Genomic DNA, 15,564 nt, shown 5'->3' on the forward strand with positions numbered 1-15,564 from the left:
GTCGCGTTAGGCCAGAATCTCGGAGATCCGCCTCATCGCGACAGCCTCCTCTCGTAAAGCGCGCGTTTCTCTGCACGCCTTGTCACCAGGCCGGGCAGTACGCGGCCACCGGCTGTCACCCATTGCGGCCGGCCGCTGTCCGAATCGTTGATCGACCGACACGCGCTGCGCCATTCGCCGGCATTGAACCGGCGCGCGGTCGTGCTCGCACAATGCGCGCCAGGCCCGATGTAATGGGTGAAGCGCACTGCCACCGCGAGTATGTGCCCCCCCTGCATTGCCGGCTCTGCGTGCCCGATCATCTGCTGCTTGAGCGGCGCACGGCTCGGAGTACTTATGCCCGACGGCGACGTCCGTCGAGTCGACCATGCATTTCGTCGGGATACCGATCGGGGCGCGATACCCGACGTACTGGATCCCCTGGAATTGCGGGACGACAGAAAGGAGTTGGGCCGCTTTCGCGGCCCCCACTACTCCCACCGGAGTCTTCTTCAGCGCAGTAGTCATCTGCCCCGCGCTGGCGATGAAGGAAATGTAAGCAAAGCCCGTGCTCCCTCCCGGCCGTGCATTGACAATCTGGCTGGCAACTCCCTTCCCGTCTCGATCGGCCCCCGACGGAAGCCGCCTGTCTACTTTTCACCAAGGGGATCGATAGACCTGCCCCGCTGAATCCAGACTTCCTGGTCCATTAGACGATTTATAAAGCGGTGAAGCCGAGGATTCCGTGCGCGTCGACAGTACTCCCAAGCTGCCGGAACCACGGCCTGGCGTGGATTGCTTCCTGGCCAATGACTTAGTGCTTGTCCCTCTTGAAACACTCGTCCCCGGTGATGCGTTATCTGCGCGGCTACCGTTTCCGGGCAATACGAGCCGCTCTTCCGGCGTGAACTCGTAGCTTTCACCCGCTCCCCCACCACTTTCGAGACTCGCTTGATAGCTATCTTCGTACGTATTCGGCCCACCGAGCAGGCGGCCCAAAATTGCGTCTTGCGAACGCCCTACGCTCCGCCCTTGACTACCATTCGCCAATGCTCCCGAACCATCCGAAGCCACAGCACCGGCAGATATACCCAAGTCCTGTGAATTTTCCAACATCCGGCGCGAAAACGACCGTGAATTCGATTGCGACGAATGCCATTGACCGGCAGCGGGCTGAGCGTTACCCGATGCGCCTGCTGCGTTGGCCGAGACGCTGACGAAGACGGCAACTACCGGCGCTATCAATACGAGAGAGGAATTTGTCTTCACGCGCGGAGCATCCATAAGACGATCGGACATCAAAAGCTACCAATATATCTATCGGCAATAGTTAAATCATGCGGACCAACGTCCCACAGGAAATCAAATTTTTGCCATTACCTACGGCACAAATCCGCCATTGGCAAGATCCCACCGCAGAGAATGGATCACCCCTACGCATACATCATGAGTGAATTAACCCCCATCGATCCGCCACGATATCGGCCATATCCGCCAACCGTCGCGTTACACCATGTATGGCGACGACCATCGCCCACCACCCCGCAATAGATTGGAAAGCAGTCAACCGAATGCAGTCAACGTCACGCGACGCACAGATTCGGCGTATCGGTGGCGATACAGGTTAGACGCGGGTCTTACTCGCGACGAACCGGATCAGCAAGTGATACCGGAACTAATCGGCGACTGACGCCTGGAACGCAGGCTCGCGTCCGCGCGGACCTCGAGTGCGCTCGCGCTTGTGATCGGATCTCCACCTTTCAGTGCTCGGTCGTCCGAGCCGCCCGAATTCTATCTCAGCCGTTTCCGACTCTATTTTTCCCATCTTGCTTACCCAACTGATCCGTTTTCAACGCAATAAAATATTCATATATTGACTGGAGAGTTGCATATGTAAACCCCGCCCTTCCATCCAAAAACCCTCGCTTTCCAAAATAAAGAATAATGAATTTAACAAGCGGCCGCATCGGCAACCTATAAAATATTTCCTTCTGATGGAAGCGACGTTCATGGAAATCGCTCGCCGAAATGGCCTTGATAACGCTAAATTCGGCATAACCCCGTCGATTCTCGACAATCTGCTCTGCCTCTAGGTCGCTGTAATTATTGTGCCTCGCGACCCAATGATGCAAGCCTTTCGAGAATGGAAAATGGTCGAGATAACCTTGGATACGCGCAGTCGGCCCATCCGGAATCGAAACAGGGTTCACCAACCTCTCGTAACGCATCTTTTCCGGCCGAAACAGCCTCAAATAGTAAGGCGAGGTCTGCACATGTTTCAGCCATGTATCCATAAAAAAATCCCGCCGCTGAACGCTGTACGCGACCTCGTCCGTTGCTGCCTCGACTGCTCGCGACGCACTCTCGATCAATGAAGGCGTCATTCGCTCGTCAGCATCTATATAAAAGACCCACCGGTGCTTGAACGGAATGTTGGCCAGTCCCCAGTTCTGGTGACTGGCCCAGTTATCAAAGGGACGCTGAATCACCTTGGCGCCAAACGCTTTCGCAATCTCTACAGTCGCGTCCGTACTCATCGAGTCGTAGACGTGAATATCGTCCGACCACGCAACGCTTTCCAAGCAACCGGGCAGATCCTGCTCCTCGTTCTTGGTAAGAATGAGTATAGAAATACCCACTGAACTATTATTCATGTTTGGTCCGTTCACCGATTTTTCTGGCCGGCATGCCGGCATAGACTGCCCACGTATCCGGAAGACTCCGCGTCACTACCGAGCGCGCGCCGATCACGGCACCTCGTGGAATCGTCACACCGGGCGCTATAAAGGCTTCCGCACACACCCAGACGCGGGGCTGCAGGACAATCGGCGCGGCTACAAGCTGAAAGTTCGCCGAGTTGTAGTCGTGGGAGCCTCCACAGAGGTGCGCACCCTGCGAAACCACGCAAAAGTCACCTATTCGGATCGCGTCCATGTTGTATATCGTGACCCCGTCGGCAATTCCTACGTGACTACCAATCTCCAGATTCCATGGCGCCCAGATACGCGCATTCGGATAGACATGCACGTGCTGCCCCAGTTTTGCGCCGAACATTCTTAATAAAAATGCTCGCCAGCCGTGGCAGGGTCGAGGGCTCAATCTAAACAAGATCGCGTATGTGATATTCCAGATTTGACGCCGCAATCTGTTCCCGAAACTGAAGGAAGGCTCGGTAAATGGATCAGTACCGTTAATAATCATAGATGCACTCCCCGACGCGCTAATATTACTTCTCTTCGTGTAAATAAATGGGTACTCGCGGATGTCTGCGCGAATCGTCCTGTAGAAAGAGATGCGCGACGCATCTATGCACCACGCACGGCCTGGCGCGTACCCGATTACTTCTGCCCGCGGCGCATCAATATGAACTGTCCCATCGCCCCCCCCAAAAAACCTATTCCATTACCCTTCCTGCAACACGGCCACCAGATCGTTCACCATCGCTTGTACCGCGAATCGCTTCCTGAACGTCTCGGCAGCTTGCCTTCGTATTTTTTCGCGTGACGATGGATCTAGATCGAGCCAAATGCGGAGCATTTGCTCAGTTCCCGCAATCGTGTCGCTTCCGACCAACCCGGCTCCGTCGTTGTGGACCTCGCGCCAGATATTGACCTTGTCGGTAATCAATACCGGAAGGCCACAACCGAGCGCCTCGGCAACAGCGATGCCGAAATTCTCCTGGTGAGAAGGCAAAATGAACGCATCACTGGCATAAAATGCACCCCATTTCAAATTCCCGTTCAGCATTCCGGGCCAAGTGATCCGACTACCGACTTTCAACTCATCAGCGAGCTGTTTTAGTGCAGCCATCCATCCGCTGGAATCGGGACCGGCGACGACCACATGAGCATTCGCATCGACGCCTGCAACTTTTGCGAAGGCATTGATGAGCAAGTCACATCCCTTTTTCGTGTGGATGCGTCCAAGAAACAAGATGATTCGTTTGTCCTGAAGCTCCGGGTACGCCTGCAAAAAAGCTTCCCGCAGACCTGTCTCATCTGTCGGAGGCGCACTGGTTCCAAACGACACAACCCGTTCATTGGCGCGATACAGCCAGAACGACTCGCGCGCGAGACGCCGCTCCTCCTCCGCGGTGAACAATACGGCCCGCGCGTCGCGTAGTACGCGGTATTCAGCCCCCGCCCAATACAGCCATTTTTTCAGATGCTTGAGCGGATAGGTACGCTTGAACCATGGATCGAGCATCCCGTGAGGAAAAACGTAATACGGTACTTTGAGTTCACGCAACACCTTCCACGCGCCCAAGCCGTGGTACTGCCATAACCCGTTAATAAAGACCGCATCGAACTGTTGCGCATGCTTTCTTAGCCATGGGACAAAGCGTGGAGTGTAGGAGAATGTGTGGCGCGCCGGACCCAGCGCATGCGTAGGCAACGGAAATGCCGAAAGAAATGGCGCATCGGGCGCATCGAAACACACGACCTCGACTTGATGGCCGCGGGACACCATTTCAATACCGCTCTGACGCACACTTTCAATTGGCCCGCCCGATTTCGGGTCAACAGTCGTGAGAATATGCAGGATTTTCATGAGTGTGCGCGATCTGCAGTAAAAATAGGTGACAAATATGGATTTCGATGCGGATCAAAAATACCACACCGCCAAAATGAGTTCCGAGTTTTATCGACGAGCCACCTGATCAACGATATGCGCCAAACGCCTTCCCAGAGACGGTGCATTCAGATGCTGGTATTTTATAAATGCACGCGATGCGATTTCACGCAACTCCTCCGGCGACAAGCTCCAGATATATTTCAGTGTGGCGGACAACGCGTCGGCACCACCACTCTGTGAGTAGAGAAAGCCTGTCTTGAGGTGCTCGACATATTCGGGCTCAGGTCCCATATGCTTCGAAAGCTGATCATGTACAAGCGGAGGCAAACTCAACCCGAACATATGTACGACGCTCAATCCCGCAGCACCGGGATAACAACCGATTCGGCATTTCCTGCTAACCATCGCGATATCTTCATCATCGAAAATCGGGCCGTGCCATATGATGTGAGATCTTGTTGCATAAGCCTGCTTCAGTCTTTCGAGGTGTTCGCCACCGCCCACAACATGTAGCGTAATCGCATCGCCCTCGCGCCTCACTGCCTCGACAGCTTCTATCAAGCTTTCGATATTGGAACCGTCGCGAAGTCGTCCGATGAATAATACGCCGCTCTCCGTACCGGTTTTCATTTCCGGACGTATTACTTTCGCAATCGAAAGAGAGTTGGAAGCAACCGCTAATTTTGATGGCGCGCAACCAATTTTCTCGAGCGAACGTTTCGAAGCTTCCGTATAGCAGATATATTTCGCGGACAAGGCCGTTGCGACCCGGTAGCACAGCGCCCGAGCCAAGCCGGGCTTTTGGTAGCGATAAAGCCCCTGGCCATGGATCAAGATCGGCACGCGAAGTATGCGTCCGGCGAGCAATGTGAGCCACAACGAGAAATAAGTCACGTCTGCAAACATGAGGACTGCTGCAGGACGCTCGCGTATGATTCTCCCGCAGACCTTCTCTTGCATACTGACCCGGTTTCCGAAAATCCGCGAAATCGGCGTTTCGATAAATTCGCTGCAAGCCGGACGCTCCCGCGAAAACCCAAGCGACTCGATGCCACGCGTATTGGCAAAAATTTTCACGTCGAAAATCTCACCAAGCGAAGAAACCACTTCCAGCCGATATCGCGCGATTAGTGGCTGTACGTAGAAGACGGAAGCCTTTGATTTAAATGCACTAGCCGCCTGCCCGTTTGCACCGCTCGGCGTGGACTTGTCGCGGTTACTCATCGAATCACCCAAATATCAAAACAACCCAAGAGGCACCTACTTGCGCTTAAGCACGGCATCCGTTCCTTGCGGCGACGATTGCATCGACAACGTTCCGTCCGAATGCTTGTGGCGTGTGCTGCTCCGCAAATCCGCGTAGCCGAGCTGTACCGCTTATCGTGCTGACCGATTCGAGCAGGTAGGTCCAGTTGAAGCGCATACTGTCACCGCTCGCATCGACGAAATCTCGCCAACGTATACCAAGCACATGCTTCTCCCGATATCGTTCGATCAAGCCGTTGCCGGCCGTAACGACTGGCACACCAGCCTGTGCAGACTGAATGAGGACGCCGCTCATGCCGCTAAAGTTTTCGTAGCAAAGCCAGACAATGTCCGCACATGCGAACGACTGCCCTTCCTCCAGGTCTGTCACGAAGCGATCGACGATATGCAATTGCTTTCGCCGTTCCGGATGCTGCACAAGAAACGCTTCTATCATTCGCTTAGCCGCCTCTTCTTGCGAGCCGACCAATAACAAGCGAAAGTTCGCTGGCAAATCCGTAGCCGAAAACAGGCTCAGGATTTTCCCGAGCCCCTTACGTGGAGCGATCGACCCGTATAACAAAACGACAAAATCGGAAGCTAAAAAACCATAGGCCGAACGCGCGCTGCTTCGTTCGGCCGGTTGGCGGATGGTCGACACGTCCGGCACATAGCACACCTTTTCGACATGTCGCTTCATCGAATTGTTGACGAAGTCGGTCAGTGGCTCATCAATTGAAGTAAGCAGCGCGAGATTGCGGACCCGCAGCGCGAGGCGGAAAAACAACTCGTTGATCGTGTCCTGCTTCCCCCTCACACCGACAATCCCGCATCGGGCGTGATGAAACTTCGCGGCCACCACCATGCCGCCAAATGGAACGCCATCGAAGGGCGATCCGTAGCAGCCGATAACCTTGTCTATGTAGTTGAAGTACGGGATGTAAACGAAATCGATTCGTTCGTGCCGCGACACCGCGCGAAAGCCCGCCTGAAACGCGCGAATCCAACGATATTGCGAACGGAACAACTCGAAGCGGCTCCTTCCGCTGTGCGGTAGATCCGGCATCGTCGCGACCTTCAAGCGGTCGCCGAACTCGGCCAGCACCGACTTGCATGCGTCATGACTAGTAGCTTCGGCGGTGGTCAGCAATATAACCTTCAGCCCACGACTGAGCGCCTCAGCAACGATCAAACGCACGTACAGCACCATGCGATGACCGGTAGCTACCGGTTCGACGATCATCAACGTCGTCATTCCGTTCCCCTACGTGCGTTCCGTCTTGAGGCTGTCACGCACCAAGATTTGCTTGAAAAGATTGAGATACCGTTCGGCCACACGTTTGACGGAAAAGGCGCTCAGGTCCCGCGTGCACCGAATCCGCTGTGTAACGAACATTTCGATCGCCGCAGCATAGCGAGCACTTTGCGACACGGGAACGCACACGACGCCTTCAAATCCGCTCACCTTTGCAAACACATCGATATCCGACGCCACGACTGGCACGCTGCTTGCAAGCGCCTCGATCATCGCGACACTATGCGCTTCGCGCAGCGATGGCATCAGATAGACGTCCGCCGCCGACAGAAGCGACGGAACGTCGGACCTGCCGCCCAACCACACGACATGCCGTTCGAGATTCAATTCGGAAATCTTGTCGACTACGTCTTGGCGATACTGCTCGCTCTCCGTCAGGCCTGCGAACCACAGCTTGACGTCGTGGCCAGCGTCGACGAGCAACTTCAGCGCCAGCACGCTCGACAGTTGCCCCTTTGCCGGCACAATGCGGCCGACCTGGAGCAAGATGGTCTGTGTTTCGCGCACGCCAAACGTCTGACGCAGTCGGTCCCGCTCGATCGGATCGAAACAAAAGCGATCGATCTGCGTTCCGTTCGGAATGGTTTCGAGCCTGCGCACGCTGCCGAAGTGCTTCCTGTAATTGTCTCGGGCTATCTCGGTCACGGTCACGACTGCGGACGCGGAAAAACGTAACAGATACTCTGCCGCACGAAACACGCCGGCCCCATAGTCGTCGTTGTTCGCGGAATGCAGCACGCTGACGACAGGCACGGAAACGCCCAGCAATTTCGCCACCACGCGTGCATACGCAGCCGGGATGACTGAGTGGGCTACAACGATATCCGGCGCGAACTCCCTGTACGCACGGCGAATCAAGCGCAGTCGCTCAATGCGACCGGTCAGCCGCTCAGGGCTCGAGATCCAGACGCCTTGATTCGAAAGAAGCCAAATTATGTGCTCGAACTCCTGATCGCAAGGATTCAACGCGGCAATGCCGGTGACCTCCCCCGTCCCGGCATGCGCCTCGGCGAGGCTGCACGCAAGCACTTCCGCTCCGGAATGTCGTGGCGTCAGGACGATATGAAGAATGCGCATGACCATTCCCTCAAGCCGGTAGCGAAAAGCCGGCGCGCAGCTTTTTCAGGGGCAGGATAATGGCGACGGCGCTCAACACGCCAAGCAGGACAGCGTGGTACGGGATCTCCGAAAGCAGATGCCCGATTATCACGATCAACGCGGACACCGGAACACCGACGGTGGCGAGCGGCATCAACTGCCCCCACTCGCCCCTCGCGTCGGAAAGCACCGCGCTAAGCATGGTTGCGCCGCAAACAAACACCCCCGTTGCCGAAGCTACAGCCACACCAAGCGCACCGAAAAGCGGTGCGGCAATCGCCGATAACGCAATCAACACCACCAGCTGGACCGACGTGGCGAATGTCACGCGGCTCGGCCTGCCGGTTCCGCGCAGATATGCGGTAAGCAATCCAACCAACACGCCCGCCGCCATTAAGTAAACGAAAACACGGAAAAACGGCACAGCACCGCTCCACTTGCTGCCAAGCGCTATGTCAATAATTTCCGGTGCTGCCATACAGAGAAATGTCGCGAGCACGAGCGCGATCGTCCCGAGGTGACTGAACAGTGCCATTGCATATCGGACGGCGTGAGCCTTATCCTTCCGCGCGAGTTCAGCGAAGTTCGGAAACAGATATTGACTGAGTGCCATGCCGAAATCGGCCACACCAAACTGCGCCAGCCGGCTCGCGGTCTGGTATAGGCCCAGGGTCTGCACGCCGAATACCTTTACAGTGATCAGTCGGTCGAGTTGATTGACGATCATGGACAACAAGCTGCTCGCCCAGACCCAGCGGCCGAATCCCATAACCTCGCGGAGCGGTTCTGTGTCGAAGTTCAGTCGCGGTCGGGTAGAAAACACGATATGCGACGCTATCGCCTTGAGCATCTCGGCAAGCGGTAACGCGGCGAGCACCCAAAACACGTCGTGGTAAACGAATGCCGATACACAGGACATCACAAAGTCGACGCCGACGAAGGTCGTCGTCAACAGTGCAACCGTGCGAAACCTTCTCTCACGTTGGGCGATCGCGACACGCATGCTCGCCATGCACCTCGCGAAAGGCACCAGTGCAACGAGTTGCAACAGCGTCGTGCTCTCCGGGATGCTCATCAATCGCGCAGTCGGTTCCGAAGTCACGAACAATACAACCGAAAGGATCGTGCCTCGCACTGCGTTTGCAGTCCACAGCGCGTCAAGGCCGCGCTGATCCAGTAACTCACGTTGCTGGATCAGCGCATGGCTCAACCCCATTTCAGTCAGCGATTCCGCAATCGACAGGGCCATCAGGGCCGCAGCGATCAGCCCGATCGACTCCGGTCCCAACAGTCGTGCCAGCAGGAAGAACTTGAACGCCACAAGCAGGCGCGACACCCCTTGTTGCGCGAACACCCAGGTCGCGCTGCTCTCGTCAAATCGCATCATTGTGGTTTGCCGTCACTACCCACTTAAGCCCGTTCCGTCATCTGCTCTTCATGACGCTGCAAAAAATCCCGGTAGGTCGAAGCCAACCCTTCGTCCAGACCGATCTTCGAGGTCCATCCCAGCTCGGCGAGCTTGCTGACGTCGAGCAGCTTCTGTGGCGTGCCATCCGGCTTCGTCGAATCGAACTCGATGCGGCCGTCGAAGCCCACCGCGCGCATCGCGGCGCCCGCCAGTTCTTCGATCGTGACGTCAGATCCACATCCGACGTTGTACACGCCCGAATCGATGCCCTTCTCGAGAACAAAGACGGTCGCGTCAGCCATGTCGTCGACGTGCAGAAACTCACGGCGCACGCGGCCGGTTCCCCAAACCTGGAGGCTAGCCTTACCATCCAGCTTCGCCTCGTGAGCCTTGCGCAGCAGCGCCGGCAGCACGTGGCTGGTCTGAAGGTCGTAGTTGTCGTTCGGACCGTAAAGGTTCGTCGGCATCAGCGACACGTACTTCGTCCCGTACTGCCGGTTGTACGATTCGCATAGCTTGATGCCCGCGATCTTCGCGATCGCGTACGGCTCGTTCGTCTTCTCGAGTGGACCGGTCAGCAGATACTCTTCCTTGATCGGTTGCGGGCATTCACGGGGATAGATGCACGACGAACCGAGGAATACCATCCGCTCGACACCTGCCCGATAGGCAGCATCGATCACGTTCGCCTCGATCATCACGTTCAGGTAAAGAAAGTCGGCCGGATATGTGTCGTTGGCCAGAATACCGCCCACCTTGGCGGCAGCAAGCACGACGACGTCGATCGCGTTGTCGCGGAAAAACGCTTCCACGGCGGCCTGATCGGTCAGATCGAGCTCGGAGCGGCCACGTGTCACTACGTTGCGATAGCCCTTCGCTTCGAGGCTGCGCACAACAGCCGAGCCGACCATGCCCCGATGTCCAGCCACAAAAATTCGAGTTTCCCTATTCATGGCGTTCACTCGTTGTATTCGAACGTCTTGAAACCCGCGAGCGTTACCAGCGCATCGCGCTTCGCGACCTGATAGTCCGATCGCACCATCTCAGTGACAAGCGACTCGAATGACGTGGTCGGCTTCCAGCCCAATTTCTCGTGCGCTTTGGTCGGATCACCCAGCAACGTTTCGACTTCAGTCGGACGGAAGTAACGCGGATCGACGCGCACGATCACAGTGCCAGGCGCCACTTTCGCTTCCGAACCCTCGACCTTTTCGACGATACCGATCTCGTCGACACCTTCACCCTCGAATCGCACGGTAATGCCGAGCTCCGCAGCAGCCTGCTGTACGAAATCTCGCACGCTGTACTGCACGCCCGTCGCGATCACGAAGTCTTCCGGTTGCTCCTGTTGCAGCATCAGCCACTGCATTTCGACGTAGTCGCGTGCGTGACCCCAGTCACGCAGCGCGGATAGGTTGCCGAGGTACAGGCAATCCTGCAGACCGGTTGCGATACGCGCGATCGCGCGCGTGATCTTGCGCGTTACGAAGGTCTCACCGCGCACCGGCGATTCGTGGTTGAACAGGATGCCGTTGCACGCATAGATACCGTACGCCTCGCGGTAGTTGACGGTGATCCAGTATGCGTACATCTTGGCGACTGCATAGGGGCTGCGCGGATAGAACGGCGTCGTCTCCTTCTGCGGAATTTCCTGCACGAGACCGTAGAGTTCCGACGTCGACGCCTGGTAGAAACGAGTCTTCTTCTCGAGCCCGAGGATCCGGATCGCTTCGAGAATCCGCAGCGCGCCAATACCATCAGCGTTCGCCGTATATTCCGGTTCCTCGAACGAAACCGCAACGTGGCTCTGGGCGGCGAGGTTGTAGATCTCGTCAGGCTGCACGCGCTGGATGATGCGCACGAGGCTCGTTGAATCCGTCAAATCACCATGATGCAGCACGAAGCGCCGGTCGGAAACATGCGGGTCCTGATAGAGATGGTCGATCCGGTCGGTGTTGAACAGCGAAGCGCGGCGCTTGATACCGTGCACTTCGTAACCCTTGTTCAGAAGCAGCTCTGCGAGATACGAGCCGTCCTGCCCCGTGACGCCGGTAATCAAAGCAACTTTACGATTCATTATTCGATACTCCAAATTGGACGTGCCGCATGTGTCGATGTTTCACACACAATCCGCGATGTTGTTCACTCTGAAACGCTTTCGTATCCGTAGTAACCGGAGTAGTAACTGCCGTAGCCGAAGCGATGCCGTGGCACGTCGGTCAACAGCGCCCCCTTCAGCGCCACGCCACCACCGCGCAGGCGGTTCGAGCATTCGATGAGTTCCGCGCGCGGGTGCTGGCCATGGCGCACCACGAGCAGCGTGGCGCCGGCATACCGGCCGATCACCGTCGAGTCGGTCACCGCTAGCACCGGCGGGGTATCGACGATGACAAGGTCGTAGCGTCGCGATACTTCGTCGATGAGTGCCTTGAACCGGTCGCTCAACAACAGTTCGGCCGGATTGGGCGGCAACGATCCTTTCGGAAGCAGATCCACGCCCGTCACGACGTCCCGCTGAAGTGCCTCGTCGAGGTTGAAGCCCGTGATGACGTCCGATAAACCAGGCTGCTTGGATACCCCGAGATACGAGTGAATGTTGCCGCGCCGCATGTCCGCATCGATCAGCAGCACGCGCGTGCCGCCGCTCGCGAGCACGGCTGACAAGTTCACCGAGACGAACGATTTACCAACGTCCGGACGGGGGCCAGTAATCACGATCACGTTATTGGACGCATCGAGCAATCCGAACTGCAATGCTGTGCGCAGACTGCGGATGCCTTCGATTGCCAAATCTTCGTTCTCGAGCGATGCCAGCACGTGTGGCCCAGGCAGACCGCGATCCATTTCCTGCTGCAGGTTGATCTGTGCCTGGCTGTGCGGGATCGTCGCGTAGACTGGCAAGTCGATTGCTTTTTCAATTTCGTCGCTATGCTTCACACCACCGAACAGCGCATGCTTCGTGAACGCCGTTACGGTGCCGAAAACGAGCCCGAGCAACGCGGCCAGAGTGATGATGAGCGGCCGCTTCGGTTTCACCGGGTCTTCGGTCACCACGGCATAGTCGACGACGCGAACGTTACCGACCTGACCAGCCTTGACGATTCGCAATTGCTGCGCACTGTTCAGCAAGTTCGTGTAAAGCTCGGTGTTCACGCGCACGTCGCGCAACAACCGCAATGCCGACTGTTCGGTGTCCGGCAGGGTCAGCACACGCTTATTCAGTTGTTCCTGCTGCGCGTTGAGGGCTGCGATCTGTGCCGTCAGCGCAGCGAGGGCGGGGTGCTCGCCCGTGAAGCGCTGCGACATTTCAACGCGTTGTTGCTCCAAATCGAGGAGTTTTGTCTTGCCATCGACGATTTGCTGCAGAAGCAGTCTGCTCTCTTCGGTCAGATCAACGGTGCCCTTCTGGTTGCGAAACGCGTTGTATCTGTCCTCGGACTGATCGAGCTGCTTGCGCAATTGCGGCAGTTGTTGATCGAGGAACGCAAGCGTGTGCTCTGCTTCGGCCGATTTCCGGTCGATGTTCTGTTGCACGTACGCGGATGCGAGCGTATTGAGAATTTCGGCAGTTCGCGCACTATCGGCACCATCCAGCGACGCGCCGATCACACCGGATTGCTTGGTCTTCTCGGCAATGACGAGAGCATCCTGCAGCCCCTTTATCGTTGCCTGTGTCGATACGCGAACGAGGACAAATTCAGTATCCGGTCGGGCACGGAGACGCGCGACCGTCAGTTCTACTGGGCCGAACTGGTCCATACCTCGTGCGGTCTTACCGACCACCCCCTTCAGGATGACATCACCCTCCGGGCTAACCAATTCATAGTTGCTTCCGTCTCGGGCGACTAGCTCGAACTTCGCGTCGTGACGTTCCTTCGGCACCTTGAACCGCGTGACTTCGATCTTCTCGCCACCCCATGCGAAGCGCGTCATCCCGAACCAGGGTGAAGCCAGTTTCTTGTTTCCGGCCATGCGCGCCAGCATGGAGCCGACCGCGGGGAAATAGCGTGGCTGCGCTGAAATATCGAGATGCAACGCATCGACCGTGTGACCGACCACGAGTCGCGAGCGAATCAGTTCGATTTCTGCATCGGCGGTCTGCTTCGTATCGAAGATCGACGCCAGCTCGCCCAGTGCATTCTGCGTCGAATTAGAACTGTCTTCGACCTGAATCATCACGTCCGCACGATAGGCCGGTCTCGCGACGAACGCATAAGTCGTTCCGAGCAGTAAGACGAGCGCGGCAATCGCAACAATGAGTTTCCAGCTTTCGGCAACCACAGCGATATAGTCTGACAGGTGAATCTCGTCACCGTCATGCATATCGATGATTTTGGATTTATTTACGGATTCCATAGTCAATTCTTGATCCGATTCATTTTGTCGACCCATCGCTCCATACCTTGGTCGATCTGAGACAGTGCCAATTCGAATATCGACCGCCCTTGCCGATACGGATCGATAACGTCGATCTTTTCGAACTCACCAATACGGAATACCCGGCCTTTCGAAAACGGATAACCAGCTTCGATTCTTTTTCGCTGGCTCTGCGTCATCGTGAGAATCAGGTCCGCTGAACGCATGTGCTGCAGGTTCAGGTCGACAGCGATGTGTTCTCCAAGGTCAATGCCGCGCTCGGCCATCAATTCGACGGCCAGCGGATCCGCACCGTGCCCGGCGAGCGCCGAACATCCCGCCGATCTCACGTTCGCCAACGGCAGCGCCCGTGCAAGCAGCGCCTGTGCCATCGGGCTCCGACAGATGTTTCCTTCACACACGACGAGGATGTTGTCGATCATTTCGCCAACACTGCGCCGGTCAGACCTGCGTTGATCGCGGGCAGCAGCAGGCTCAGCACGCGACTGATACGCACCAACCCATTGCCGTCGACATACACAACATCCTTCGGCTGCAGCACGAACTGGTTCGCGAGCACCATAGACACCGGCGAACGCGCGTTGAGATGGAATACCTGGGGTTTCGCCTCAGATGCGCCGCGAATCACATACATCTGGGCAGCATCCGCACTAGCGCTATTCACGCTGCCGGCCTGGGAAAGCGCATCGCTCAGCGTGAGTCGCCCGTTTCTCAATGGCAACGCCGTGATCGGCTTGTTGACTTCGCCCATGACGTAGACGCCGTTGTCCTCACGCGACACGATGCGAAGCAGATCGCCGTTCCTCAGCAATATTTCCGAAGGATTCACGTTTCGGCCGAGCATCTCCGTGAGGTCCAGCCTATACGACGTCCCGTTCCTCACGACGACCATCCGACTCTGGTCAGCCGTTGGGCTGAATCCGCCTGCACGGTTGACCGCCTCATTCAGCGTCATCGGTACGTCATTGATCGGTACGATGCCGGGTGTGTGCACTTCCCCGTCCACGTAAACTTGCTTCGCGCGGAACGAAGTGACCCGCACAGTGACCTGCGGCTTCACGAACACGCGCTGCAACGAGGCCTGGACAGCACGCTGGACCTGGTCGATGCGCATGCCGGCGACATGAACGTTGCCGGCATACGGCACTTGCACGTTGCCGTTGTCGTCGATGGTAAAGCCCGGAACTGGGTCGTAAGGTCGCGAGTTCGGCGATGACGTTCCGCCCTGCGCAGCAGTAAGTTCCGGGTGATCCCAGACGGTGATCTGCAGCACGTCGCCGACGCCAAGCGTGTACGGCTGCGGCTTTCCGATCAGCACGTTAAACTGGGTCTCGTCCGCCTTCCTTCCTTCCTCGTGGATCTGCTGAATCAACGCCATGTTGATATCAGTGATGGGAACCTGGAGTTCCTGCTGAGGTGTTTGCTCACCGCCGCTCGTCACCGGCAACGTTGCAGGTGTCGACATGCGCATGCCCGGTGCAACGGTGCACGCTGACAGCAGCGTACTCACCGTCGCACCAATCACGATCCGGGCGCCGTGACGGCGAAATGCCCCCGTCACGCTCTC

At 57.0% G+C, this 15,564-nt stretch carries 12 protein-coding genes and 1 pseudogene; all 13 read right to left on the bottom strand.

Annotated features, from left to right (window positions below; translation table 11 throughout):
* Positions 1-32 precede the first annotated feature (32 nt).
* Positions 33-507 (bottom strand): annotated as a pseudogene (locus tag G3N94_RS42425) (lysozyme).
* Between the two features lie 1,268 nt (positions 508-1,775).
* Positions 1,776-2,633, bottom strand: a complete 858-nt coding sequence (locus G3N94_RS18040) for a glycosyltransferase family 2 protein (protein WP_205793975.1) — start codon at positions 2,631-2,633, stop codon at positions 1,776-1,778.
* Positions 2,626-3,180: a WcaF family extracellular polysaccharide biosynthesis acetyltransferase gene (locus tag G3N94_RS18045; protein ID WP_205793976.1), complete on the bottom strand. Its 555-nt coding sequence runs from the start codon at positions 3,178-3,180 to the stop codon at positions 2,626-2,628. The genes G3N94_RS18040 and G3N94_RS18045 overlap by 8 nt, the downstream gene beginning before the upstream one ends.
* 201 nt (positions 3,181-3,381) lie before the next feature.
* Positions 3,382-4,530, bottom strand: coding sequence for a glycosyltransferase (locus tag G3N94_RS18050; protein WP_205793977.1), 1,149 nt, complete (start codon positions 4,528-4,530; stop codon positions 3,382-3,384).
* A gap of 90 nt (positions 4,531-4,620) precedes the next feature.
* Positions 4,621-5,778: a glycosyltransferase family 4 protein gene (locus tag G3N94_RS18055; RefSeq protein ID WP_205793978.1), complete on the bottom strand. Its 1,158-nt coding sequence runs from the start codon at positions 5,776-5,778 to the stop codon at positions 4,621-4,623.
* Positions 5,779-5,824: 46 nt separating this feature from the next.
* The gene (locus G3N94_RS18060; protein WP_205793979.1) at positions 5,825-7,054 is read right to left on the bottom strand and encodes a hypothetical protein; all 1,230 of its coding nucleotides are present in this window, start codon (positions 7,052-7,054) and stop codon (positions 5,825-5,827) included.
* A 9-nt stretch (positions 7,055-7,063) separates the two neighbouring features.
* Entirely contained in the window at positions 7,064-8,191 is a 1,128-nt protein-coding gene (locus G3N94_RS18065) for a glycosyltransferase family 4 protein (protein ID WP_205793980.1), read from the bottom strand.
* A 10-nt stretch (positions 8,192-8,201) separates the two neighbouring features.
* On the bottom strand, positions 8,202-9,599 hold the full coding sequence (locus tag G3N94_RS18070; protein ID WP_241021919.1) for an oligosaccharide flippase family protein: 1,398 nt from the start codon (positions 9,597-9,599) through the stop codon (positions 8,202-8,204).
* A 23-nt stretch (positions 9,600-9,622) separates the two neighbouring features.
* Positions 9,623-10,573, bottom strand: coding sequence for a GDP-L-fucose synthase (locus G3N94_RS18075; protein ID WP_205793981.1), 951 nt, complete (start codon positions 10,571-10,573; stop codon positions 9,623-9,625).
* 5 nt (positions 10,574-10,578) lie between these two features.
* Positions 10,579-11,697 carry a GDP-mannose 4,6-dehydratase gene (gene gmd, locus G3N94_RS18080; protein ID WP_205793982.1) on the bottom strand — a complete coding sequence of 373 codons (1,119 nt, stop codon included), beginning with the start codon at positions 11,695-11,697 and terminating at the stop codon, positions 10,579-10,581.
* Positions 11,698-11,762: 65 nt separating this feature from the next.
* Positions 11,763-13,976 carry a polysaccharide biosynthesis tyrosine autokinase gene (locus G3N94_RS18085; RefSeq protein WP_205793983.1) on the bottom strand — a complete coding sequence of 738 codons (2,214 nt, stop codon included), beginning with the start codon at positions 13,974-13,976 and terminating at the stop codon, positions 11,763-11,765.
* 2 nt (positions 13,977-13,978) lie between these two features.
* Positions 13,979-14,419, bottom strand: coding sequence for a low molecular weight protein-tyrosine-phosphatase (locus G3N94_RS18090; protein ID WP_205793984.1), 441 nt, complete (start codon positions 14,417-14,419; stop codon positions 13,979-13,981).
* Entirely contained in the window at positions 14,416-15,462 is a 1,047-nt protein-coding gene (locus G3N94_RS18095) for a polysaccharide biosynthesis/export family protein (RefSeq protein WP_205794002.1), read from the bottom strand. Before G3N94_RS18095 ends, G3N94_RS18090 begins: the two co-directional genes overlap by 4 nt.
* Between the last annotated feature and the right edge of the window lie 102 nt (positions 15,463-15,564).

The organism is Burkholderia sp. Ac-20353 (assembly GCF_017104785.1).
In the GTDB taxonomy this organism is placed as follows: Bacteria; Pseudomonadota; Gammaproteobacteria; order Burkholderiales; family Burkholderiaceae; genus Burkholderia.